The following is a 22912-nucleotide window of genomic DNA, read 5'->3' on the forward strand; positions in this document are numbered from 1 at the left end:
ATTTTTTTAATAACTCTTTTTTTTATATTAATAATTATGAAAAGGGAAGAATATAATAATGTATATTATGTAATTAAGGGGGAATTTTTATATGGGAAAAATAATTGTATTAAACCTGTCTGATGTAAAGTTAAAAGGTGATGTATTAGATATAGGTGAAAGCTTTGGAGTAATATACAATTTATCTAAAGACGTAATGGATGAGGTTTCAGTAGATTATATAGGTAGCGAAAATAGACATTTACTAAAGGAAAGGGAGTACGATACATGTACAATGTTTTTTCATTTAAATAAAATATGGTCTAATAATTCAAGAGAAAAATTAATTGATGAAGTTACAAAATATTTAAAGGTTGGAGGGGAAATATGTATATGGGATATAAATAAATCAGTTGGAGAAATAGCAAGCAATAAGATAAGAGCTATACTTCCTTCTGGTAAACTTAAAGAGTTTGAATTTAAGAATTTAAACCCATTAGTTAAGTGCGATTCATATGAAACAAAAAAAATCCTTGAAAAATACTACAAAATAGAAGAAACTAAAGTTTGGGAAGATTTACATTTTGTTAAAGCAGTAAAACTGTTTAAGGAAGGATGATTAAATATGAAAATTTTACTTACAGCTATAAACTCAAAATTTGTACACAGTAATTTAGCTGTTAGATATTTAAAAGCTTTTACAAATAATATGGATTATGATTGTAAAATAAGAGAGTTTTCTATAAACGATAGGGATGAAAAGGTGCTAGAGGAAATAATAAAAGAAAAACCAAATGTAGTTGCCTTTTCAACCTATATATGGAATATAGAAATGATAAAGAGATTATCAGAACTTATAAAGCTTGTAGATGAAAATATAGAAATACTTTATGGTGGACCAGAAGTATCCTATGATAGTCAAAATATATTAAAAGAACTAAATGGTGAATATATTATTGAAGGTGAAGGGGAAATAACTTTTAGTGAATTTGTTGAATATAAGTTAGGAAAAAGAAGTTTAGACTCAATTAGAGGTCTTTACTATAAAGATGGAGATAAAATTATAGCTAATGGGAAAAGACCACTTATGAATATGAATGAAATAGTTTTTCCTTATGAGGTGGATGAGAATTTAGATAATAAAATTGTTTATTATGAAGCGTCAAGAGGATGTCCATTTAACTGTAAATATTGCTTATCATCAACTACACATGGAGTAAGATTTTTAGATATAGAAAGAGTAAAGAGTGAGCTTAAATTCTTTATAGATAAAAAAGTAAGACTTGTTAAATTTGTAGATAGAACTTTTAACTGTAATCATAAATTTTCAATGGCTATATGGGAATTTTTAATTAATGAAGAAACTAATACCCAATTTCATTTTGAAATTTCAGCAGACATATTAAAACCTATGGAGTTAGAATTACTAAGAAAAGCACCTAAAGATAGATTTCAATTTGAAGTTGGGGTTCAAACAACAAATGATGATGTATTAAATCGTATAAATAGATTTGTTAATTTTAGTGATATAAAAGAAAAAGTTGAAGAATTGCTTCAAATAAGAAATATAAAGCAACATTTAGATTTAATTGCAGGTTTACCAGGTGAAGACTATAATTCCTTTAAAAAGTCGTTTAACGATGTTTATAGTATAGAACCAGAAGAAATACAACTAGGATTTTTAAAGCTTCTTAGAGGGTCATCCATGAGAGAAGAAGCAGAGAGTTATGGAATGAAATATTCACCATATCCACCTTATGAAATATTAAAAACAAAAAATATTAGTTATAATGAACTATTAGTACTTAAAAAAGTAGAGGAAATGGTCGATAAATATTATAACTCTCAAAAATTTAATAACATAATAAAATATTTGGTAAGTAAATTTGAAACACCATTTGATTTTTACTTAGAACTAGGAAGTTTTTTTGATAAAAAAGGATACTTTAATAGAAATATAGGTAATAGTGAGTATTATAAAGTATTTTTAGATTTTAATATGGAAATATTAAAAGGAGATAATTCTATTTTAAGTAATATCTTAAAATTTGATTACTTAAGTTTTAATAAGAAAAGAGGGATGCCTTCATTTATTGAAAGAACTCTAGATAAAGTAGAAGAGCAAGAGATAAAAGAAAAATTAAGAAGTAGCTATTCATTTAAAGATTATTATTTAGAGTCATTTAGTATAAATATTAATGAATTTATGCATAATGGAAAAGTAATTAATGAAAAAAGCTATTATTTGTTTGGGTATGGAGGTGAAATAATAGATATTAATAATAAAATTTAGAAAATTTCTTTATTTAAATTAATTAGGCAAATAAAGGGATGAAACAATTACATAGAGTATTAAAAAAATTATTTATTAATACTAAAAATAAAATTGTTGAAAAATATAGCAAACAGTGTATAATAAATTGTAGTAAAAAGTAATTAATACTGTATAAACAAGTAGCTATATACTACATAAAGTATTAATGGTTATATTATTAAATTATAGTAAAAAAAGGTGGTGAGATTTTGGCATTAGAAGCAATAAGTGAAATTAAAAAAGCAGAAAAATCTGCTGAAGAAATGATTTCAGAAGCTAAAGTAAAAGCGAAGGAAATTGTTCAAAATGCGAGTCTTCAAGCTGAAGAAGAGTATAATGACCTTTTAGAAAAGGCAAAAGCTAAAAAGCTTGAACTAATAAAAGCTGCTGAAGAAGCAGGAAACAAGGAAGCTGAACCTATCTTAACGAAGGGTGAAAAAGAAGTTTTAGACATAAAAAATATGTCTAATGAAAAGAGAAATAATGCTATTAATTTAATCGTTGAGAGGATAGTGAATATTCATGGCAATAGTTAAGATGAACAAATTCACTTTGCTAACCTTTGAATCAAAAAAAGAAGAGCTTTTACGTAAAATTCAAGGACTTTCAAATGTTGAGTTTATAAACTTACAAGATGAAGAAATTATTGAAAAGTATGAGTCACTTCAAGATTTATCTAAAGATGATATAGATTCAGAATGTGCAGAGTATGAAGAAAATTTATCAAAAGCTAAATTTGCCCTAGAATTTCTAAGAAACTATGTACCTAAAAAATCTGGATTAAAGGCACTACAAGAAGAAAAAGATTCTTTAACCCTTGATGAATTTGAAAAGAAATTTGAAAATTCTAACTGGATACAAAGCTATGAAAATGTAAAAGAAAAAGAACATATTTTAGCAGAGCTTGACTCACAAATAACAAAGTTACAAGGTGATATAGATTATTTAGCTCCTTGGCAAGATTTAGACGTTGCTTTTAATGAGTTAGATGAATTGAAAGAAACTTCTTACTTCTTAGGAAGTATAGCTAAGTCTTATGAAGAGACATTAGTAGAGCAATTACCAGATGTATATCTTGAAATAATTTCAAGAAACAATAATGATATAAATATTCTTATATTAGCTAATAAAGCTGATAAAGATATGGTTTTAGAAATTCTAAGAGGTGTTGGATTTAGCACATTTAAAACAGAACATAAAGATGTAGCAGTAAAACTAATATTTGATTTTAAAGATCAAATAGAAGAATTGCAATCAAAAAAATTCTTTGTTAAAGAAGACATAGCACATTTAGAAGAAGAACTAAAAACTTTAGAATTAGCTTATGACTATTTCTTAAATAAAGTAGAGAGAAATAAAGTTTTAAGAAATTTCTTAAAGACAAAAAATGTAAGTGCTATTCAAGGATGGATTTGTGAAGAAGATAACGAAAAGTTAAAAAACATATGTAGAGAAGTTTTAAATGATGATTATTATATAAACTTTGAAGCAGTAAATGAAAATGAAATTGATAAAGTTCCAATAAAACTTAAAAATGGAGAAATGGTAAGTGCATTTGAAAGTGTTACTGGAATGTATAGTTATCCTAAATATAATGAGGTTGACCCAACACCATTATTAGCACCATTTTACTTAATATTCTTCGGAATGATGGTTGCAGATGCAGGATATGGTTTAATTGTATTAATAGGGTCATTTTTAGCCCTTAAATTCTTAAAGCTTGATGAAACAAAGAAAGATTTTGCAAAGTTTTTCTTTTATCTAAGCATACCAACAATATTCTTTGGACTTATATATGGTTCAGTATTTGGAGATTTAGTACCAATTCCAAAGCTTGTAGATCCATCAACAGATGTATTTACCATATTAATATTATCTCTTGTACTTGGGGTAATACAAATATTCTTTGGACTTGGAATAAAAGCCTATACATTAATTAAATTAGGAAAACCAAAGGATGCATTTTATGATGTAGGATCATGGGTTATAACTTTAGTTTCAATTGGAGGTTTTGCAGCTGCAAAGGCTTTAAAGCTATCATCTACAATATCAACTATATTTACAATAACAATGTTATTTGGAATGATTCTTATAGTATTAACAGGTGGTAGAACAGAAAAAACAAGAGGAGCTAAATTAGGTCAAGGTCTTTATGCTTTATATGGAATAACAGGATATGTAGGAGATTTAGTATCTTATACTAGACTTATGGCATTAGGATTAGCAGGTGGATCTATTGCAGGTGCATTAAACCTACTAATACGTGGATTACCAGGAGTTGCAGTATGGGTAGTAGGACCAGTATTCTTTATACTATTCCATGTATTTAACTTAGGATTATCATTACTTGGAGCATATGTTCACACAGCCAGACTTCAATACGTTGAGTATTTCTCAAAATTCTATGATGGCGGTGGAAGACCATTTGAACCATTTAAAGTATCAGAAAAATATATTAACATCAAAAGAGATTAGGAGGATTTTATAAATGGAAATGAGTTGGATTAAGTTTTTTATTGAAAATAATGGTGGATTAATATTTGCTGCAATTGGTGTAGCTTTAGCGGTAGGTTTATCAGGTATAGGTTCAGCAAAAGGGGTTGGCTTAGTTGGTGAAGCTGCAACTGGATTAGTAACAGAAGAACCAGAAAAGTTTGGTAAGGCATTAGTATTAGAACTATTACCAGGTACTCAAGGACTATATGGATTCGTTGTAGGTTTCTTAGTATATAGTAAAATGTCATCAGGTATGCCATTTGAACAAGGACTTTACTTATTAGGAGCTTGTCTTCCAATAGCATTTGCAGGTCTTTGGTCAGGTATTGCACAAGGTAGAGTTGCAGCAGCTGGTATTCAAATATTAGCAAAGAACCCAGAACACAATACAAAGGGTATCATATTAGCAGCAATGGTTGAAACATATGCATTATTAGGATTCGTTATTTCATTTATGTTAGTAAGCAAAGGATTCTAGGATTGGAGAGAAGAAGCTATGACAAATGTAAGTAATCTAACTTCTAAAATCCTAAAGGATGCGGAAGAAAGTAAAATAAATATTCTAGCTTCTGCTGAAGAAGAAAAAAATAAGATTCTTGCTAAGAAGATAGCTAAAGCCAAAGAATTAGAAGCAGAAATAGTTACTAAGGCTGAGCTTGAAGCTAAAGTAAAAAGAGAGAGGATTTTATCATCAGCAGTACTTAAGGTTAGAAATAACAAATTATCTGCAAAACAAGATGTAATAAATGAAGTATTTGAAAATAGTGTTAATAAATTAACTACTATTTCAAAAGAACAATTTTTAGATTTTGTTAAAAAATCAATAACTTCTTTAGGAGTAATTGGAGATCAATCTTTAATACTTAACAAAGAAGGAAATGAATTTATTGATTCAGCATTTATATATGAATTAAATCAAGAACTAGGAGCAAATGGAAACATTAAACTTAGTTCAAAGGTTGGAGAATTTAAAGGTGGATTCATTCTTGAAAAGAATGGCATAGAAATCAATAATACTTATGAAGCTTTAGTAAGTTCATTAAGAGATGAATTGGAGTTTGAAGTAGCTAGAGTATTATTTAATTAAGGAGGGTAACTAATGGATGTAATGCAATTTACCCAAGCGATATCAAGAATTTGGGTTTTAGAAACCAAGCTCCTTGATAAAGCCAAGATAGATAGAATGATAGAAGCAAGTTCAGCAGAAGAAGCATTAAAGATACTAGGTGAAACTGATTATTCTAATGTTATGGGAAATGTTAAAAGACCAGAAGATTATGAAGAAATTCTAACTTCTGAATTAAAAAGAACTTATAACTTAGTTTATGAACTTAGCCCAGTAAAATCTATTGTGGATATTATGAGTGTTAAATATGATTATCATAATGTAAAAGTAATGCTAAAGGGAAAAGCATTAGGAAAAGATTTCTCCTCAATGTTTATTCCTTTAGGTAAGCTAGATTTACATGAGATAAATCGTAAAATAGATGGAGATAATATAAAAGGGTTACCAAACCTTTTAGGTGAAGCGGTTTTAAAAACTCTTAAGGTTTTTGAAGATACTAAAGATCCACAACAAATTGATATCGTAATGGATAGATATATGTTTAAAGAATTAGTAAATATAAAAAATGCTTTAAACTATGGGTTTACAGATAAACTAATTAAAGCATTAATAGATTCAACTAATATAAGAACATTATTAAGAATAAAGAAGCAAAATAAGGGAAGAGATTTTGCAGAAGAGGTAATAGTTGAAGGTGGAGATATAGATAAAAGTAGACTTATCTCATTAATAACTGAATCACCTGAAAATATTATGGCAAAACTTCAAAGCACTATTTACTCAGATATGGCTAAAGAAGGCATTGAGAGCTATATTGCTACAGATTCTGCTAATCTTTTAGAGAAGCTAAGTGACAATTATATTATGAATCTTATGAAGGATTCAAAACTTGTTACCTTTGGACCAGAGAGAATTTTATCATACATCTATGCAAAGGAAACAGAAATAAAAATAATTAGAATTATAATGGTTGGCAAGCTTAATAATATTGCTGAGGAAGTAATAAGAGAAAGGCTGCGTGATATTTATGTATAAGAAAATCGGAGTTGTTGGAGATAAAGATTCAGTTTTAGCATTTAAAGCATTAGGAATAGATGTATTCCCTGTAGTTGAAGCTGATGAAGCAAGAAAAGCAGTTGATAGATGTGCAAAAAATGATTACGCAGTAATATTTGTAACAGAGCAAGTAGCTCAAAATATTGAAGAAACAATAGCTCGTTATAATGAACAAGTACTTCCGGCTGTAATATTAATTCCAAGTAATCAAGGCTCATTAAATATAGGCCTAAAGAGAATTAGTGATAGTGTGGAAAAAGCGGTTGGCGTTAATATTTTATAGGAAGGTAGGTTAGTACGTTGAAGACCGGAAAAATAATTAAGGTTGCAGGTCCTTTAGTTGTTGCTGAAGGAATGGATGAAGCAAATATATTTGATATGGTTAAGGTTGGAAATAAGGGGCTTATCGGTGAAATCATCGAAATGAGAGGCGATAAAGCATCTATCCAAGTTTACGAAGAAACTACAGGAATAGGACCTGGAGATCCAGTTATTACAACTGGAGAACCATTAAGTATAGAACTTGGACCAGGACTTATAGAATCAATGTTCGATGGAATTCAAAGACCACTTGATGCTTTTGCAAAGGTTGCAAATTCACCATTTTTAACAAAGGGTGTATCTGTTAAGTCTTTAAATAGAGAAAGAGTTTGGAACTTTGAACCAACTTCTAAAGTTGGAGATGAAGTTGAAACTGGAGATATAATTGGAACAGTACAAGAAACTACAGTTATACTTCATAAAATAATGATTCCTTACGGAGTTAAAGGGAAAATTAAAGAAATTAAAGCTGGAGAATTTACAGTAGTAGATACAGTTTGTGTTGTTGAAACAGAAAATGGAGATAAGGAAGTATCATTAATGCAAAAATGGCCTGCAAGAAAAGGTAGACCATATGCAAGAAAATTAAAGCCAGAAGCTCCAATGACAACAGGTCAAAGAGTTATAGATACATTCTTCCCAGTAGCTAAAGGTGGAGCTGCTGCAGTACCAGGTCCATTCGGAGCAGGTAAGACAGTTGTTCAACACCAAGTTGCTAAATGGGGAGATACAGAAATCGTTGTTTATGTTGGATGTGGAGAACGTGGTAATGAAATGACAGACGTTCTTAACGAATTCCCAGAACTTAAAGATCCAAAAACTGGTCAAAGCTTAATGAAGAGAACAGTACTTATTGCAAATACTTCAAATATGCCAGTTGCAGCTAGAGAAGCTTGTATTTATACAGGTATAACAATTGCTGAATACTTTAGAGATATGGGATATTCAGTTTCAATAATGGCTGATTCAACATCAAGATGGGCAGAAGCATTAAGAGAAATGTCAGGTAGACTTGAAGAAATGCCAGGGGATGAAGGATATCCAGCATACCTAGGTTCAAGACTTGCTGATTACTATGAAAGAGCTGGTAAGGTTATATGTTTAGGTAAAGATGGTAGAGAAGGTGCAGTAACAGCTATCGGTGCAGTTTCACCTCCAGGGGGAGACTTATCAGAACCAGTTACACAAGCAACTCTTAGAATAGTTAAAGTATTCTGGGGACTAGATGCACAACTTGCATATAAGAGACACTTCCCATCAATAAACTGGTTAAATTCATATTCATTATATGCAGATACAATTGACACATGGATGAATGAAGAAGTTGCTTCAGATTGGTCATATTTAAGACAAGAAGCTATGACTATTCTTCAAGAAGAATCAGGTCTTCAAGAAATAGTAAGCCTTGTTGGTATAGATGCATTATCTGAAAAAGATAGATTAAAGCTTGAAGTTGCTAAATCAATAAGAGAAGATTATCTTCAACAAAATGCTTTCCATGAAGTTGATACATATGCTTCATTAGATAAGCAATATAAAATGTTAAAATTAATACTTCTATTTAGAAAAGAAGCTGAAAGAGCTTTAGAAGCTGGAGTTTATTTAGGCAAAATATTAGGCTTAGATGAAGTTAGAGATAAAATTGCTAGAAGTAAATATATAGCAGAAGATCAAATTGGAAAAATGGATGAAATTGCAGATGAATTAAAGGCTGCTATAGATACATTAATCAACGAAGGAGGGGTTCTAGATGCTTAAGGAGTACAGAACAGTTACGGAAGTTGTGGGACCTTTAATGGTAGTTGAAGGTGTCGAAGGCGTTAAATTTGATGAACTAGTTGAAGTTGAACTTCAAACTGGTGAAAAAAGAAGAGGTAAAGTTCTAGAAGTTAATGGAACAAAGGCTATGGTTCAACTTTTTGAAGGATCATCAGGAATTAACTTAAAGGGAACAAAAGCTAAATTCTTAGGAAGACCTCTAGAACTAGGTGTATCAGAAGATATGCTTGGTAGAATCTTTGATGGTATGGGTAAACCAATAGATAATGGTCCAAACATAATACCAGAAAAAAGATTAGATATAAATGGAGAAGCTATAAATCCTGTTTCAAGAGACTTCCCATCAGAATTTATACAAACTGGTATATCAGCAATAGATGGACTTAACACTCTAGTTAGAGGTCAAAAATTACCTGTTTTCTCAGGTTCAGGACTTCCACATGCACAACTTGCAGCTCAAATTGCAAGACAAGCGAGAGTTTTAAATTCAGATGCTAACTTTGCCGTTGTATTTGCTGCTATAGGGATAACATTCGAAGAATCACAATTCTTCGTTGATGAATTTAATAAAACAGGTGCTATAGATAATTCAGTTTTATTTATGAACCTTGCATCTGATCCAGCTATCGAAAGAATAGCTACTCCAAGAATGGCATTAACTACAGCTGAATTCTTAGCTTACGAAAAAGGTATGCACGTTCTTGTTATAATGACAGATATAACTAACTATGCAGAAGCATTAAGAGAAGTATCTGCTGCTAGAAAAGAAGTTCCAGGTAGAAGAGGATATCCAGGATACTTATATACTGACCTTTCTACATTATATGAAAGAGCAGGTAGATTAGTAGGAAGAGAAGGATCAATTACTCAAATTCCTATATTAACAATGCCAGAAGATGATAAAACACATCCAATTCCAGACTTAACTGGATATATAACAGAAGGACAAATAATCCTTTCAAGAGAGTTATATAAAAAGGGAGTTATGCCTCCTATAGATGTATTACCATCACTTTCAAGACTTAAAGATAAAGGTATAGGTAAGAATAAAACTAGAGAAGACCATGCAGATACTATGAACCAACTATTCTCAGCATATGCACAAGGTAAGCAAGCTAAGGAATTATCAGCTATCTTAGGAGAATCAGCACTTTCTGATATTGATAAGCAATACGCTAAGTTTGCTGAAGCTTTTGAAGAACAATATGTTTCACAAGGCTTTACAACTAATAGAAGCATTGAAGAAACATTAAAACTTGGTTGGAAACTTCTAAAGATACTTCCTAAGACAGAGCTTAAGAGAATTAGAGATGAATATCTTGAAAAGTATATGCCAAAGGGAGATGAAGAATAAGCCATGGCAAGATTAAATGTCAATCCTACTAGAATGGAAATGTCTAAGCTGAAGAAAAGATTAGCTACAGCTACTAGAGGACATAAACTTTTAAAGGATAAGCAAGATGAGCTTATGAGACAATTCGTTAATCTTGTTAAATATAACAATGAATTAAGAAAGTCTGTAGAAGCTGAGCTTCAAGGATCACTTAAAGACTTCGTTATGGCTAGAGCTGTAATGAGCTCAGAATTCCTAGAGGAAGCAGTAGCTTATCCAAAGGAAAGTATTTCTGTTGAAGTAGGAACTAAAAATATAATGAGTGTTAATGTTCCTAAAATGAACTTCCATAGACAACTAGAAGGAGATGAAGGAAGTATATTCCCATATGGATTTGCAAACACATCTTCAGAACTTGATGATGCAATTTCAAAGCTTTATGGAATACTACCAAAGCTTCTAGAACTTGCAGAAGTAGAAAAATCAACTCAGCTTATGGCTGATGAAATAGAAAAGACAAGAAGAAGAGTTAATGCACTTGAATATATGACAATACCATCTCTTCAAGAAACAATTAAGTATATTAGAATGAAACTTGATGAAAATGAAAGAGGAGCTTTAACTAGATTAATGAAAGTTAAAGATATGATTCAAGCAAGAAGTTAACTAAAGAGAACTAGAAATATCAATGGATATTTCTAGTTCTTTATTATTTTATAATATTAAAAACTAGAATTTATAATTGCTCTATAACTATTTTAAAGTATTTAGTTGAATTTTATGTTATAATAGTACTATATGTATAACTGTAATAGTTTCGTAATTAAGTGTTATTGGAAAACGTGGTATAATATGATGAAAAGAGAATATGATTATTAAAATTTGCCTATGATAGATTAAGGAGCAAAAATTTATGCAATATATATTAGTATTTGTAGTGGCATTTTTAACAGTATATTTAATAACACCATTATTAATGAAAATGTCATTTAAATATAATTTTACTGATAAGCCAACAAAAAGAAAAAAACATAGAGGAGAAATTCCGCTTTGTGGGGGACTTTCTATGTTTATTGGATTTTTTAGTGTATATTTGATTTTTAATAATACAACACCAATAAATGAAAAGTTTTGGATATTTATTGGAGGTGCTTTAATATTAGCAATTGGATTGGTTGATGATAGTTTTAAAGCTAATGGAAAAGAATTCCCAATATATCCTAGATTAATAATACAATTGCTTGCAGCTTTTTTAGTATTTAAAGCAGGAATAGTATTTAGAGGATTTACAAATCCATTTACTGGGGTATATATAAATTTAAATGCTTGGTTACAATTTTTATTAACAATAACATGGATATTTGGAGTTACTACAGTTATGAACTGGTCAGATGGAATGGATGGATTGGCTGGTGGATTATCCTTTATATCAGCAATAACGTTTGCAGGTGCAGCCATTATACTTGATCAAACTGAATCAGTTATAATGTCATTAATAGTAGCCGGAGTTACCATAGGTTTTTTAATGTATAATAAATATCCAGCTAAAATATTTATGGGAGATTCAGGTGCAAACTTTTTAGGGTTTATATTAAGCATAATTGCTTTAGATGGAGCATTTAAGCAAGCTACGATTATGAGTTTATTTATTCCAATACTTGCTTTAGCTGTACCTATTTTTGATAATATATTTGTAATTATTAAGAGGTTTTCAGAAGGAAAACCTGTATATCAAGCAGATAGAAGTCAAATACATTATAGATTAGAAGCAAAAGGTTTTAGTCCAAAGCAAGTTGTAACATATATAAATATACTTAGCATAGCATTTAGTGCAGTTTCAATAGTATTATTATTAATTAAGAAGTAAAGACCAAGTAGAAAAATTTCTACTTGGTCTTTATTTTATATAATATACGGAATTGACTAAATAAAAAATAAATGGTAAAATTTATAAAATTAGTTTGGGGGCGATATAAATGTATAAAGGTAATTTAGTTAAATTAAGAGCTTATAAAGAAGAAGATATTGATAGAGCAACAGAATTTATAAATGATGAAGAAACAAAAAAGTTATTAGTTATTGATACACCATTCCCAATTACTAAGTGGAAAGAATCAGAATGGATAAAAAGCAGAGATGCAAGTAGCGACTTAACATATGATTTTGCAATTGAAGATTTAGAAACAGGGAAGTATATTGGTGGATGTAGTATAAACAATACAAATATAAAAAATAGAAATTGTACAATAGGAATTATGATTGGAGATAAAGCATATTGGGGAAAAGGATATGGTACAGATGCTTTAAAGGTTTTAATTAAGTTTATATTTGAAGAAGTAAATATGGAAAAAATAAAACTTAATGTATTTAGTTTTAATAAAAGAGCTATTGCTTGTTATAAAAAAATAGGTTTTATAGAAGAAGGAATATTAAAAAAAGAAATTTATAGAAATGGAAAATATCACGATGAAATTGTAATGGCATTATTTAAAGAAAACTTTAAATGGTAAAAGTTAACTAAAGAGTGTTTACAAAATTATCATAATAACATATAATTATAAAAAAAGAATATTTCTTATCAAGAGTGGTGGAGGGACTGGCCCTGTGAAACCCAGCAACCGAGAATTAAAAGTAATTATATAATTGATTTACTTAAATATTAGTTCGGTGCTAAATCCTGCAACTTTTTAAGTTGAAAGATAAGGTTAATTTTATAGGCGATGTTTAAGTACCTAAAGGTTATCCTTTTGGTACTTTTTTTATTTTTAAAGGGGGCTATTATAGTGAATATTAATGAATTATTTAAAAAAAAGGAATTAGTTTTTTCATTTGAGGTTTTTCCACCTAAATCAACCTCGAAAATTGAGGTTATTTATGATACATTAGAAGAGTTAAAAGATTTAAAACCAGATTTTATTAGTGTAACTTATGGAGCCGGTGGAAGTTTATCTCAAAATAGGACTTGTGAACTTTCATCTTTAATTAAAAATAAATATGGAATTGAATCTTTAGCACATTTAACTTGTATTAGTTCTAGTAAAATAGAAATAGATTATTTACTTGGGGAATTAAAAAAGGAAGGTATAGAAAATATTCTTGCATTAAGAGGAGATATACCTATTTCAAATGAGATAAAAAGTGATTTTAGATTTGCAAGTGATCTTATAGGTCATATAAAAGACTTTGGTGGATTTAATATAGTTGGAGCATGTTATCCAGAGGGACATATAGAATGTAGAGATTTAAATAAGGATATATTAAATTTAAAATTAAAAGAAGAAGCTGGAGCAAGCCATTTTATATCTCAGTTGTTTTTTGATAATAATTATTTTTATGATTTTTTAGAACTAAAAGAAAAAAATAACATAAAAGCTAAAATACAGGCTGGGATTATGCCTGTAATTAATACAAAGCAAATAGAAAGAATAGTATCCTTGTGTGGGGCAAAAATTCCAAATAAATTTATGAAGATAATGAGTAAGTATGAGCATAATAGCGAAGCGTTAAGAGATGCTGGCATTGCTTATGCAGTAGAGCAAATGGTAGATTTAATTTCTTCAGGTGTAGATGGAATACATTTATATACAATGAACAATCCATACGTTGCAAGAAGAATAACAAAGAGTATATCTACTATAGTAAAATCAATAAATGAAGAAAAGCTAATAGTCTAGGAGGAAAAGATATGGAAAAGGTTGAAAGTTTTGAATTAGATCATAGAATAGTTAAGGCTCCATATATAAGAAAGTGCTGTGTTTTAACTGGTGAAAAAGGCGATACTGTATGTAAATTTGATGTTAGATTTTTACAACCAAATAAGGAAGCATTTGGGACAGCTGGAATGCATGGCCTTGAACATTTATTAGCACATGAGCTTAGAAATAATATAGATGGAATAATAGACTTATCACCTATGGGATGTAGAACAGGTTTCTATTTAAGTATGTGGGGAGATAAGACAGCTGCAGAAGTGAAATTTGCTTTAGAAAATGCATTAAAAGCTGTATTAAAGGCTAGTGAAATACCAGCAGCTAATGAAATACAATGTGGAAACTATAAAGATTTATCATTATTTGGAGCAAAAGAATATGCAAAAGAAGTTTTAGAAAAAGGATTTTCATTAAATATATATGGTGATAAATAGAAATATTATTTAGTGGATAAAATAAAGCTAAAATACACATACTATTTTTGAAAAGTGAAATAGGAGGTGTTTATTATGGCTAAGAATACAAGTATAAAATGCACAATAAATAACTGTAAGCATCATGATTGTTCAGAAAATTATTGTACATTACAAGTAATTCAAGTAGGAACACATGAACAAAATCCTACAATGATAGAATGTACAGATTGTACTTCATTTGTATTAAAGTAAAAAATAAGGCTATTAGTTTTAATTTAACTAATAGCCTTATTTTTATTTATAAAAGTAATACTACTTAAATAAATATTTTAAATTTAAAAATATTTATAGAATTTTTTATTAATATAAGAATATTTGTAAATTTTAATAATATAAATTTATGAAGTAAAGTTTATATTTTAAAATAAGTAAATAATTTTAAAGATTAGATTTTTAAATAATATACGACGGTTAAAAAGTTCAGAATATTCAATATATAAAGGGGTGGAGAAGTGGAAAATAAATGTGAGAAGTTTAAGGAGTTAGAAGAGTTTATTAAAAATCAAAAGTATGAAGAGAGTGCCTTAATAGCTATTTTACATCATGCACAAGGTCTATATGGGTATTTAGGAAGAGAAGTTCAAGAGTTTATTGCAGATAAACTTAATATTCCAGTATCAAAGGTATATGGAGTTATAAAATTTTACTCTTATTTCACAACAAAACCAAAAGGAAAATATGTAATTAGTGTATGTACAGGAACAGCGTGCTTTGTTAAAGGAGCAGGAGATATATTAGATGAATTTAAGAAAACTCTAAAGATAAAGGAAGGAGAAACAACAGAAGATGGATTATTTACTTTAGATACATTAAGATGTGTTGGTTCTTGTGCAATAGCTCCAGTTGTATTAGTAAATGAAAAATCATATGGATATTTCACAAGAGAACAAGTAGGAAAGCTTTTAAAAGAGTATAAGGAGTAACTATTGAATATGGAACGTATTGTAGATTTTGAGAGTTTATTAAAAATAAAAGATAAGTGTAGTAAAACTATAGAAATAAGAAAAAATGCAGATAAGTTTATAAATACCAAAAATGTAGAAAGACATATATTAGTATGTGGAGGACCAGGATGTAAAGCTTCTAAAAGTGATTTAATATTTAAAGCTTTTAATGATGAAATAAATAGTAATAAGTTGCAAGATAAAATAAAAGTTATAATGACTGGGTGCTTTGGCTTTTGTGCTCAAGGACCAGTAATAGAAATATTACCTGATAAAGTATTTTATGTAAAAGTTGCAGAAGAAGATATTAGTGAAATAATAAAGAATCATATAATAAATGGACAAATAGTAGAAAGACTATTATATAAAAATCCAGAGACAAAAGAAAAAATATGTGATAAAAAAGAGACTCCTTTCTATAATAAGCAGTTAAAAATAGCACTTAAAAATTGTGGAATTATAAATCCAGAAGATATAAAAGAAGTACTAGGTGTTGGCTCATATATGGCACTTGGAAAAGTATTAACAACTATGACACCTATAGAGGTAGTTAGTGAGATTACAGAATCAGGCTTAAGAGGTAGAGGCGGTGGGGGATTCCCTACAGGGAGAAAGTGGGAGGCTGCTAGGAGAGTTAATAATAAGATTAAATATGTTATATGTAATGCTGATGAAGGAGATCCAGGAGCCTTTATGGATAGAGCTATATTAGAAGGAGATCCTCATTGCGTATTAGAGGCCATGGCTATATGTGGATATGCTATAGGAGCTAATAAAGGATATATATATATAAGAGCAGAGTATCCCCTAGCTGTTAACAGACTTAAAATTGCGATTTCTAAAGCAAAGGAAATTGGACTATTAGGAAATAATATATTAGGGACAGGCTTTGATTTTGATATTGAAATAAGATATGGAGCAGGAGCTTTTGTATGTGGTGAAGCAACTGCCCTTATTCATTCAATTGAAGGTTTAAGAGGAGAACCTACTATGAAACCGCCTAGAACTGCAGAAAAGGGATTATGGCAAAAGCCAACATGTGTTAATAATGTTGAAACCTTTGCAAATATTAGCCAAATTATAAATAATGGTGCAACTTGGTATAGGTCAATAGGAACCAAAAGATCATCAGGTACAAAAGTCTTTGCATTAGCAGGAAAAATAAATAATGTAGGCTTAGTAGAAGTTCCTATGGGAATAACTCTACGAGAAATAATTTATGAAATAGGTGGTGGAATACAAGAAAATAAAAAATTAAAAGCAGTTCAAACAGGTGGACCATCAGGTGGTTGTATTCCAGTAGAGTATTTAGACTTGCCTATTGAGTACGATACATTAACAGAAATAGGATCAGTGATGGGATCTGGTGGAATGATTGTTATGGATGAAGATAACTGTATGGTTGATATTGCAAAGTTTTATCTAGAATTTACAGTCGATGAGTCTTGTGGTAAATGTACACCGTGTAGAATAGGGAATAAAAGACTTTTAGAACTACTTAATAAGGTTGTAGAGGGAAAGGCTGAAGAAGAAGATTTAATTGTAATGAAAGAATTATGTGAAGTTATACAAGATACTTCATTATGTGGACTTGGTGAATCAGCACCTAATCCTGTTATAAGTACTATGAAGTATTTTATGAATGAGTATATAGCTCACGTTAAGGAAAAAAGATGTCCAGCAGGAGTATGTAAAAAGCTATTAACTTATGAAATAACAGGTAAATGTATTGGATGTTCCAAGTGCTTAAGAAGGTGTCCGGTATCATGTATAACGGGAAAGGTAAAACAAAAGCATATTATTAACACAGATAAATGTATTAAATGTGGATTATGTTATAGTTCATGTCCTGTTAATGCGATATTTATTAAATAGATTGGGGGTGAAATAAATGGTTAATATAAAGATAAATGGAAGAGACGTAGTTGTAAAAGAAGGAACAACTATATTAGAAGCTGCTAAAAAAATTAATATAAAAATACCAACATTATGTCATATGTATATGGTTGATGGAGAAACAAGAAATTGTAAAGGAACATGTAGAGTTTGTGTTGTAGAAGTACATGGAAAATCAGGATTAATACCAGCATGTGCAACAGATGTTAGAGAAGGCATGAGTATAAAAACAAATTCTAAAAAAGCAATAAAAGCAAGAAAGACTATAGTTGAGTTGCTATTATCAAATCACTCAAAAAACTGTTTACAATGCGAAAAAAACTATAATTGTGAATTACAAAAGTTAGCATTAGATTTAGGTGTTGATGAAGGAAAATATGAAGGAGAGCGTACTGTATATAGTCTAGATGTTTCAGATGCAATAGTACGAGATAAGGAAAAATGTATATTATGTAGAAGATGTGTTACAGCATGTAATGATATTCAAAAGGTACATGCATTAACAACTATAGATAGAGGTTTTGAAACAAAAGTTTGCACATTTTTTTCAGACCCTATACATTCAACAGAATGTACTTACTGTGGTCAATGTGTAGCAGTTTGTCCAACAGGAGCATTAAGAGAAAAGCAACAATATAAAGATTTATGGGGATTGCTTGATAATGAAAGTAAATATGTTGTTGTTCAAGTTGCTCCAGCAGTAAGAGCAGCTTTAGCAGAGGAGTTTGGATTAGAATCAGGTGCTTTATCTACAGGGAAAATAGTAGGAGCATTAAAGATGCTATCTTTTGATAAAGTTTTTGATACTAACTTTGCAGCGGATTTAACAATAATGGAAGAAGCAAATGAGTTTGTAGAAAGGTTTAAAAATAAAGAAAATCTTCCTCTTATAACTAGTTGTTGCCCAGCATGGGTTAATTATGCCGAAAGTAAATATAAAGAAAATTTAAATTTACTTTCAAGCTGTAAATCTCCTCAGCAAATGTTTGGGGCAGTAGCAAAAAATTATTTAGCAAGAGAGTTTGGGATAAGTAGAGAAAATCTAGTTGTTGTTTCTATAATGCCATGTATAGCAAAGAAGTATGAGGCAAACAGAGAAGAGATGAAAGTTAATACAAATAAGGATGTAGACATTGTTATAACAACTAGAGAATTAGCAAAAATTGTTAAGGAAGCTGGAATAGATATTAAAAATGTAGATGATGAGGAATTTGATAATCCATTAGGTTTTTCAACTGGTGCAGGAACTATTTTTGGTGCTAGTGGAGGTGTAATGGAGGCTGCATTAAGAACAGCTTATGATATTTTAACAGGAGGTAGCCTTGAAAATATAGATTTTAAAGAGATAAGAGGGCTTAAAGGCATAAAGGAAGCTAAAGTGAAAGTAGGAGAAGAAGAAGTTAAGATAGCTGTTGTAAGCTCTTTAGGCAATGCTAAAAAAATAATGGATGAAATAAATGAAGGAAAAATCAAATATGATTTTATAGAGGTAATGGCATGTCCAGGAGGATGTATAGATGGGGGAGGGCAGCCCTTTATACAATCTAATAGAGAAATACTAAAAAATAGAATGAAATGTATTTATAATGAAGATAAAGAGAAAAAAATAAGAAAAGCACATGAAAATCCAATGATAAATAAATTATATAATGATTATCTTCAATATCCTAATAGTGATATTGCTCATGAGATTCTTCATACAAAATATAAAAGTAAATAATAAAAATAGAGGCAAAATAAAAAAATTGCCTCTATTTTATTACAATGAAAATATTGTTAAAAAAATAAGTGATTTCAAGAAATATAGAAAAAAATGTTAAATACTATGGAAAATAATAGTGAGTCAGAGTATAATATAATTAATTTATACAGATATTTAAGTTAAAGTATAGACTTAAATTAAAAAGAGGAGATTAGCCTATGATAGAAACTATTTTAATAGCACTATTAGTTAGTAAAATAAAGGGTTATAAGCTTAAAGGGCTATTTAAGTCATGGGAGATATACCTTGTATTATTTATGGAGATATCTTATGTTATAATACAATTTAATATATTTAAAGAGAATTATGAAGTAATAAAATATGCAAATATTTTAAAAGTAGTATATTTATGCTCATATTTACCATTAATATATAAATTCAAGCAATTTATATACGCAATAATAGGTTCTATATCTATGCTTTTTGGTGGAGTATTAAATAATATTGCAATAAAAGCTAATGGCGGAATGATGCCCGTATTTCCAACAATATCTTATTGGACAGGCTATGTAAAGTCAGATTCATTTAGCAAAGTAAATGATATACATATATTGGGGAATGCTGAAACGAAACTTAAATATTTAACAGATATAATAGATGTAGGATATAGTATTTTAAGTGTTGGAGATGTTCTTATAAGAGTTTATGTATTTTTAATTATATATGGAGCTATTAAGCATATAAATAAAAGAGTATAAAAATAAATATATTAAAACTTAAGAGAAAAGAGGATTAAAGATGTTAAGATTAGAGCCTATAGAATTTTTTCTAAGAGCAATACCAGAAAGTTTTTTATTTATGTTTGCAATATATTCATTTTCTGGATTAGTAATAAATAAGAAAAAATATATAATTTCAAGTAGTATATATTCGATTGTAGCTTTTTCAGTAAGAATGTTACCTATAACTTATGGAGTACATATGGTAATAACAATTATTATAGCTATAGTATTATCACATATTTATAATAAAATAGATGTAATAAAATCAATAAAATCAGTAATGATAATGTTTATTATTCAATTTATAAGTGAATGGATAAATATATTTTTAATAGAAAATATATTAAATAAAAATATAAATATTGTTTTTAGTAATGTTAAATTAAAATCAATTTATGGATTACCATCATTATTAATAGGATGGATAATTGTTAGTATATATTATATATATATTGTAAAGAGGAAAAATAAAAATGAATAAAAAAGAAAATATCTCTTTAAAAATTGCAAATAAGTTAGCTACAGAGTTAAATTTAGATAATGAAAAAAGAGATGTAATTAATTATGGAATTTTTACAGCTTTTCAAATATTTTTATCAATATTTTTAGCAGCAATAGTTGGAATGATTTTTAATGTTTTAGTAGAGACATTAATAGTATCATTTACAATTGCTATATTAAGAAAATATTCAGGTGGAGCACATGCTAGTACTTCTAATAGATGTATAATAGTAGGAACTGTTATAAGTGTAGGTATTCCTATTATTATAAAAAAAGTTTCTAGTTTAAATATACTAATAATTGTAGTCAGTATAATATTTATATTTTCATATTATATTATTTTTAAATTAGCTCCAGTAGATAGTAAAGCTAAACCAATAAAAAAAGAAGAAAAAAGAATAAGGTTAAAAAGAAATTCTATAGTAATATTAAGTATTTATTTATTAATTGTTACTATTAATATTCTTTTATATATACTTTTACGTAATAATAAGTTTATTGTATATTCATTATGTATATGTGGCGGAGTATTTTGGCAAGTGTTAACATTAACTAAATTTATACATAATTTAATGAAATCTATGGAAGATCTTATTAATAAAATTATAAGTTAGGGGGAGATAAATTATGAGAAAGTTAAATAACAAAATTCTTATGGCTGTAGCTGCAGTAGCAACTATATTTGCTTCAGCAGTAGCAACATCAGCATGTGCATGGTGCTTATATCAACCAGAAGAACCAAAGAGTTTAAGAGAAGAATAATAATAAAGATCGGGAAACCGGTCTTTATTATTCAAATTTAAGTTGAGGTATTAAAATGAACAAAATAGAGGGAGACAAACGTAAGCAAATTAATGATATAGTTTCTATTAGTAAATTAGCATCATTACTTTTCACAGCTATAATACTTTTTCAATATTATTTTAGTGATAATATAATAAAAGGAGAAAGATTAGATATTAATTATAATTTATTATCTGCAACAACAATAATTTCAATATTGGTACTTATATATTTTCTATGGGCATTTTCTAGTAGAGATAAATTTATAAATAAAAATCATAAAGTTGTGCAGTGGATTGAAAATTTAATTTTTATAATAATATTTGTTTACTGTATTATGATTTCTGGTGGATATTTAAGCGAATATAAATATATATTTTTATTTATAATAACAACGGCTACAATACAGTCAGGGATAAAACATGGAATAGCTATTGCATGTTTATCATCAATAATAATACTTTTTATAGATTTAGTTTGTGCACCTTCTATGGGGATAAATAAGTATTTTGAAAGTGATTTGATATTATCAGGAATATTTATTCTTACAGCATGGCCTCTTGGGTTTTATGTAAAAATAGAGGGAGACCATATAAAAAAATTGGAGAGTTTAGCAAATGAAGATGGATTAACAGAAGTTTATAATCATAGATATTTTCATGATGCATTAAAGGAGAAAATAATGATATCAGATAAAACTGGAAAGCCGGTTTCAATGATATTCATAGATATAGATTATTTTAAACATTATAATGATCTTTATGGTCATCAAAAAGGTGATGAGGTATTAAAGGTCATAGGAAAGTTACTTAAAGATAATTTTAAAAAATCAGATGTAGTAGCACGTTACGGGGGAGAAGAATTTTCAGTTATATTACCAAATACAGAAGAAAAAGAAGCAGTAGAAATTGCAGATTATATAAGATTAAAGATAGAGAATACTAAATTTTATGGAGAAGAAAATCAGCCAAATGGAAAGATAACAGTATCAATGGGGATATCTGTATATCCAAGTAAATCAAAAAGTGATGTAGAGTTAATTAAAAGTGCTGATGATGCTTTATATAGGGCTAAATTTTTCAATAAAAATAGAGTAGAGACATACACATCAATATTAGATGAAATGAAAAAAGATATAGAAGAAAAAGATATAGAGTTAGTTACATCAATTAAAACATTAATTAGCGTAATTAATGCAAAGGACAGATACACCTATGCACATTGTGAAAGATTAGTATTTTTCAGTAGATTACTTGCAGATAAGTTAAATTTAAAGGAAGAAGATAAAAACATCTTAGTATATGGTGCTTATATGCATGATATAGGAAAAATAAATACAGATAAGGAAATACTAATTAAGAAAATGCCTTTAACAAAAGAAGAATGGGAAATTTTAAAGCAACATCCGCAGGATGGAGTTGATATAATAAGTCCTGTTAAATCATTAGAAAATATTGCACCACTAATTTTACATCATCATGAAAAATATGATGGTACAGGATATCCTTCAGGATTAAAAGGAGAAGAAATACCTTATTTAGCAAGAGTATTAACAGTAGTTGATAGTTTTGATGCAATGACATCAAATAGACCTTATAATAAAAGAAAGACATATGATGAAGGAATTAAAGAGCTAATAAGATGTAGTGGAACTCAATTTGACTCTAAAATAGTTAAAGTATTTATTGAATTAATTGAAGAAAACAAAGATAAACTTGATACATTAGGATAGTAAAACCCCAATATATGGGGTTTTTATATATGTAACTAAAGA

General features: G+C 28.7%; 24 protein-coding genes and 1 riboswitch. All 24 genes read left to right on the top strand.

The features are described from left to right. Positions 1–91 precede the first annotated feature (91 nt). The 24 genes from ACYQ1T_RS10030 to ACYQ1T_RS10145 all read left to right on the top strand — a co-directional run bounded on the left by ACYQ1T_RS10030 (position 92) and on the right by ACYQ1T_RS10145 (position 22870). Positions 92–598: a hypothetical protein gene (locus ACYQ1T_RS10030; RefSeq protein WP_459834474.1), complete on the top strand. Its 507-nt coding sequence runs from the start codon at positions 92–94 to the stop codon at positions 596–598. A gap of 6 nt (positions 599–604) precedes the next feature. Continuing rightward, a complete protein-coding gene (locus ACYQ1T_RS10035) occupies positions 605–2272 on the top strand; it encodes a B12-binding domain-containing radical SAM protein (RefSeq protein ID WP_459834476.1) in 1668 nt (555 codons plus the stop codon). 230 nt (positions 2273–2502) lie between these two features. Beyond that, positions 2503–2829 (top strand): ATP synthase archaeal subunit H, encoded by a 327-nt coding sequence (ahaH, locus tag ACYQ1T_RS10040; protein ID WP_459834478.1) that lies wholly within the window; start codon positions 2503–2505, stop codon positions 2827–2829. After that, on the top strand, positions 2816–4768 hold the full coding sequence (locus tag ACYQ1T_RS10045) for a V-type ATP synthase subunit I (protein ID WP_459834480.1): 1953 nt from the start codon (positions 2816–2818) through the stop codon (positions 4766–4768). Before ahaH ends, ACYQ1T_RS10045 begins: the two co-directional genes overlap by 14 nt. A 13-nt stretch (positions 4769–4781) precedes the next feature. Then, positions 4782–5267 carry a V-type ATP synthase subunit K gene (locus ACYQ1T_RS10050; RefSeq protein ID WP_459834482.1) on the top strand — a complete coding sequence of 162 codons (486 nt, stop codon included), beginning with the start codon at positions 4782–4784 and terminating at the stop codon, positions 5265–5267. 18 nt (positions 5268–5285) lie between these two features. Beyond that, positions 5286–5876 carry a V-type ATP synthase subunit E gene (locus tag ACYQ1T_RS10055; RefSeq protein ID WP_459834484.1) on the top strand — a complete coding sequence of 197 codons (591 nt, stop codon included), beginning with the start codon at positions 5286–5288 and terminating at the stop codon, positions 5874–5876. A gap of 12 nt (positions 5877–5888) precedes the next feature. Continuing rightward, the gene (locus ACYQ1T_RS10060; RefSeq protein WP_459834486.1) at positions 5889–6890 is read left to right on the top strand and encodes a V-type ATP synthase subunit C; all 1002 of its coding nucleotides are present in this window, start codon (positions 5889–5891) and stop codon (positions 6888–6890) included. Next, positions 6883–7194: a V-type ATP synthase subunit F gene (locus tag ACYQ1T_RS10065; RefSeq protein WP_459834488.1), complete on the top strand. Its 312-nt coding sequence runs from the start codon at positions 6883–6885 to the stop codon at positions 7192–7194. The genes ACYQ1T_RS10060 and ACYQ1T_RS10065 overlap by 8 nt, the downstream gene beginning before the upstream one ends. A gap of 17 nt (positions 7195–7211) precedes the next feature. Then, positions 7212–8990 carry a V-type ATP synthase subunit A gene (locus ACYQ1T_RS10070; RefSeq protein ID WP_459834490.1) on the top strand — a complete coding sequence of 593 codons (1779 nt, stop codon included), beginning with the start codon at positions 7212–7214 and terminating at the stop codon, positions 8988–8990. Beyond that, entirely contained in the window at positions 8983–10365 is a 1383-nt protein-coding gene (locus tag ACYQ1T_RS10075) for a V-type ATP synthase subunit B (RefSeq protein ID WP_459834492.1), read from the top strand. The genes ACYQ1T_RS10070 and ACYQ1T_RS10075 overlap by 8 nt, the downstream gene beginning before the upstream one ends. Before the next feature lie 3 nt (positions 10366–10368). Next, a complete protein-coding gene (locus ACYQ1T_RS10080) occupies positions 10369–11010 on the top strand; it encodes a V-type ATP synthase subunit D (RefSeq protein WP_459834494.1) in 642 nt (213 codons plus the stop codon). A gap of 247 nt (positions 11011–11257) precedes the next feature. Further along, positions 11258–12211 (top strand): MraY family glycosyltransferase, encoded by a 954-nt coding sequence (locus ACYQ1T_RS10085; protein WP_459834496.1) that lies wholly within the window; start codon positions 11258–11260, stop codon positions 12209–12211. A gap of 109 nt (positions 12212–12320) precedes the next feature. Then, a complete protein-coding gene (locus ACYQ1T_RS10090; RefSeq protein ID WP_459834498.1) occupies positions 12321–12854 on the top strand; it encodes a GNAT family N-acetyltransferase in 534 nt (177 codons plus the stop codon). Between the two features lie 62 nt (positions 12855–12916). Further along, positions 12917–13050, top strand: a riboswitch (SAM riboswitch). A gap of 77 nt (positions 13051–13127) precedes the next feature. Continuing rightward, positions 13128–14018 carry a methylenetetrahydrofolate reductase [NAD(P)H] gene (gene metF / locus ACYQ1T_RS10095; RefSeq protein ID WP_459834500.1) on the top strand — a complete coding sequence of 297 codons (891 nt, stop codon included), beginning with the start codon at positions 13128–13130 and terminating at the stop codon, positions 14016–14018. An 11-nt stretch (positions 14019–14029) separates the two neighbouring features. Continuing rightward, positions 14030–14488, top strand: a complete 459-nt coding sequence (locus ACYQ1T_RS10100) for an S-ribosylhomocysteine lyase (protein WP_459834502.1) — start codon at positions 14030–14032, stop codon at positions 14486–14488. Between the two features lie 75 nt (positions 14489–14563). Next, complete coding sequence (locus tag ACYQ1T_RS10105; protein WP_459834504.1) at positions 14564–14722, top strand: DUF1540 domain-containing protein; 159 nt, start codon at positions 14564–14566, stop codon at positions 14720–14722. Positions 14723–14982: 260 nt separating this feature from the next. After that, the gene (locus ACYQ1T_RS10110) at positions 14983–15453 is read left to right on the top strand and encodes an NADH-quinone oxidoreductase subunit NuoE family protein (RefSeq protein ID WP_459834506.1); all 471 of its coding nucleotides are present in this window, start codon (positions 14983–14985) and stop codon (positions 15451–15453) included. A gap of 9 nt (positions 15454–15462) precedes the next feature. Further along, the gene (locus tag ACYQ1T_RS10115; RefSeq protein WP_459834508.1) at positions 15463–17349 is read left to right on the top strand and encodes an NADH-ubiquinone oxidoreductase-F iron-sulfur binding region domain-containing protein; all 1887 of its coding nucleotides are present in this window, start codon (positions 15463–15465) and stop codon (positions 17347–17349) included. A 16-nt stretch (positions 17350–17365) separates the two neighbouring features. Next, positions 17366–19090 carry an NADH-dependent [FeFe] hydrogenase, group A6 gene (locus ACYQ1T_RS10120; RefSeq protein ID WP_459834510.1) on the top strand — a complete coding sequence of 575 codons (1725 nt, stop codon included), beginning with the start codon at positions 17366–17368 and terminating at the stop codon, positions 19088–19090. A gap of 200 nt (positions 19091–19290) precedes the next feature. After that, positions 19291–19830, top strand: coding sequence for a DUF5317 family protein (locus tag ACYQ1T_RS10125; protein WP_459834512.1), 540 nt, complete (start codon positions 19291–19293; stop codon positions 19828–19830). Positions 19831–19870: 40 nt separating this feature from the next. Beyond that, positions 19871–20335, top strand: coding sequence for a hypothetical protein (locus ACYQ1T_RS10130; RefSeq protein WP_459834514.1), 465 nt, complete (start codon positions 19871–19873; stop codon positions 20333–20335). Beyond that, on the top strand, positions 20328–20969 hold the full coding sequence (locus tag ACYQ1T_RS10135; protein WP_459834516.1) for an accessory gene regulator ArgB-like protein: 642 nt from the start codon (positions 20328–20330) through the stop codon (positions 20967–20969). Before ACYQ1T_RS10130 ends, ACYQ1T_RS10135 begins: the two co-directional genes overlap by 8 nt. 13 nt (positions 20970–20982) lie before the next feature. Next, positions 20983–21117, top strand: coding sequence for a cyclic lactone autoinducer peptide (locus ACYQ1T_RS10140; protein WP_459834518.1), 135 nt, complete (start codon positions 20983–20985; stop codon positions 21115–21117). A gap of 55 nt (positions 21118–21172) precedes the next feature. Continuing rightward, positions 21173–22870: a bifunctional diguanylate cyclase/phosphohydrolase gene (locus ACYQ1T_RS10145; RefSeq protein ID WP_459834520.1), complete on the top strand. Its 1698-nt coding sequence runs from the start codon at positions 21173–21175 to the stop codon at positions 22868–22870. The last annotated feature ends 42 nt before the right edge of the window (positions 22871–22912 follow it).

This window comes from Clostridium carnis (assembly GCF_054657435.1).

What these genes read in the sequence shown, in the direction of transcription:
- ACYQ1T_RS10030 (WP_459834474.1), top strand. Translation starts at nt 92, where the DNA reads ATGGGAAAAATAATTGTATTAAACCTGTCTGATGTAAAGTTAAAAGGT.
- ACYQ1T_RS10035 (WP_459834476.1), top strand. Translation starts at nt 605, where the DNA reads ATGAAAATTTTACTTACAGCTATAAACTCAAAATTTGTACACAGTAAT.
- ACYQ1T_RS10045 (WP_459834480.1), top strand. Translation starts at nt 2,816, where the DNA reads ATGGCAATAGTTAAGATGAACAAATTCACTTTGCTAACCTTTGAATCA.
- ACYQ1T_RS10050 (WP_459834482.1), top strand. Translation starts at nt 4,782, where the DNA reads ATGGAAATGAGTTGGATTAAGTTTTTTATTGAAAATAATGGTGGATTA.
- ACYQ1T_RS10055 (WP_459834484.1), top strand. Translation starts at nt 5,286, where the DNA reads ATGACAAATGTAAGTAATCTAACTTCTAAAATCCTAAAGGATGCGGAA.
- ACYQ1T_RS10060 (WP_459834486.1), top strand. Translation starts at nt 5,889, where the DNA reads ATGGATGTAATGCAATTTACCCAAGCGATATCAAGAATTTGGGTTTTA.
- ACYQ1T_RS10065 (WP_459834488.1), top strand. Translation starts at nt 6,883, where the DNA reads ATGTATAAGAAAATCGGAGTTGTTGGAGATAAAGATTCAGTTTTAGCA.
- ACYQ1T_RS10075 (WP_459834492.1), top strand. Translation starts at nt 8,983, where the DNA reads ATGCTTAAGGAGTACAGAACAGTTACGGAAGTTGTGGGACCTTTAATG.
- ACYQ1T_RS10080 (WP_459834494.1), top strand. Translation starts at nt 10,369, where the DNA reads ATGGCAAGATTAAATGTCAATCCTACTAGAATGGAAATGTCTAAGCTG.
- ACYQ1T_RS10085 (WP_459834496.1), top strand. Translation starts at nt 11,258, where the DNA reads ATGCAATATATATTAGTATTTGTAGTGGCATTTTTAACAGTATATTTA.
- ACYQ1T_RS10090 (WP_459834498.1), top strand. Translation starts at nt 12,321, where the DNA reads ATGTATAAAGGTAATTTAGTTAAATTAAGAGCTTATAAAGAAGAAGAT.
- ACYQ1T_RS10100 (WP_459834502.1), top strand. Translation starts at nt 14,030, where the DNA reads ATGGAAAAGGTTGAAAGTTTTGAATTAGATCATAGAATAGTTAAGGCT.
- ACYQ1T_RS10105 (WP_459834504.1), top strand. Translation starts at nt 14,564, where the DNA reads ATGGCTAAGAATACAAGTATAAAATGCACAATAAATAACTGTAAGCAT.
- ACYQ1T_RS10115 (WP_459834508.1), top strand. Translation starts at nt 15,463, where the DNA reads ATGGAACGTATTGTAGATTTTGAGAGTTTATTAAAAATAAAAGATAAG.
- ACYQ1T_RS10120 (WP_459834510.1), top strand. Translation starts at nt 17,366, where the DNA reads ATGGTTAATATAAAGATAAATGGAAGAGACGTAGTTGTAAAAGAAGGA.
- ACYQ1T_RS10125 (WP_459834512.1), top strand. Translation starts at nt 19,291, where the DNA reads ATGATAGAAACTATTTTAATAGCACTATTAGTTAGTAAAATAAAGGGT.
- ACYQ1T_RS10130 (WP_459834514.1), top strand. Translation starts at nt 19,871, where the DNA reads ATGTTAAGATTAGAGCCTATAGAATTTTTTCTAAGAGCAATACCAGAA.
- ACYQ1T_RS10135 (WP_459834516.1), top strand. Translation starts at nt 20,328, where the DNA reads ATGAATAAAAAAGAAAATATCTCTTTAAAAATTGCAAATAAGTTAGCT.
- ACYQ1T_RS10140 (WP_459834518.1), top strand. Translation starts at nt 20,983, where the DNA reads ATGAGAAAGTTAAATAACAAAATTCTTATGGCTGTAGCTGCAGTAGCA.
- ACYQ1T_RS10145 (WP_459834520.1), top strand. Translation starts at nt 21,173, where the DNA reads ATGAACAAAATAGAGGGAGACAAACGTAAGCAAATTAATGATATAGTT.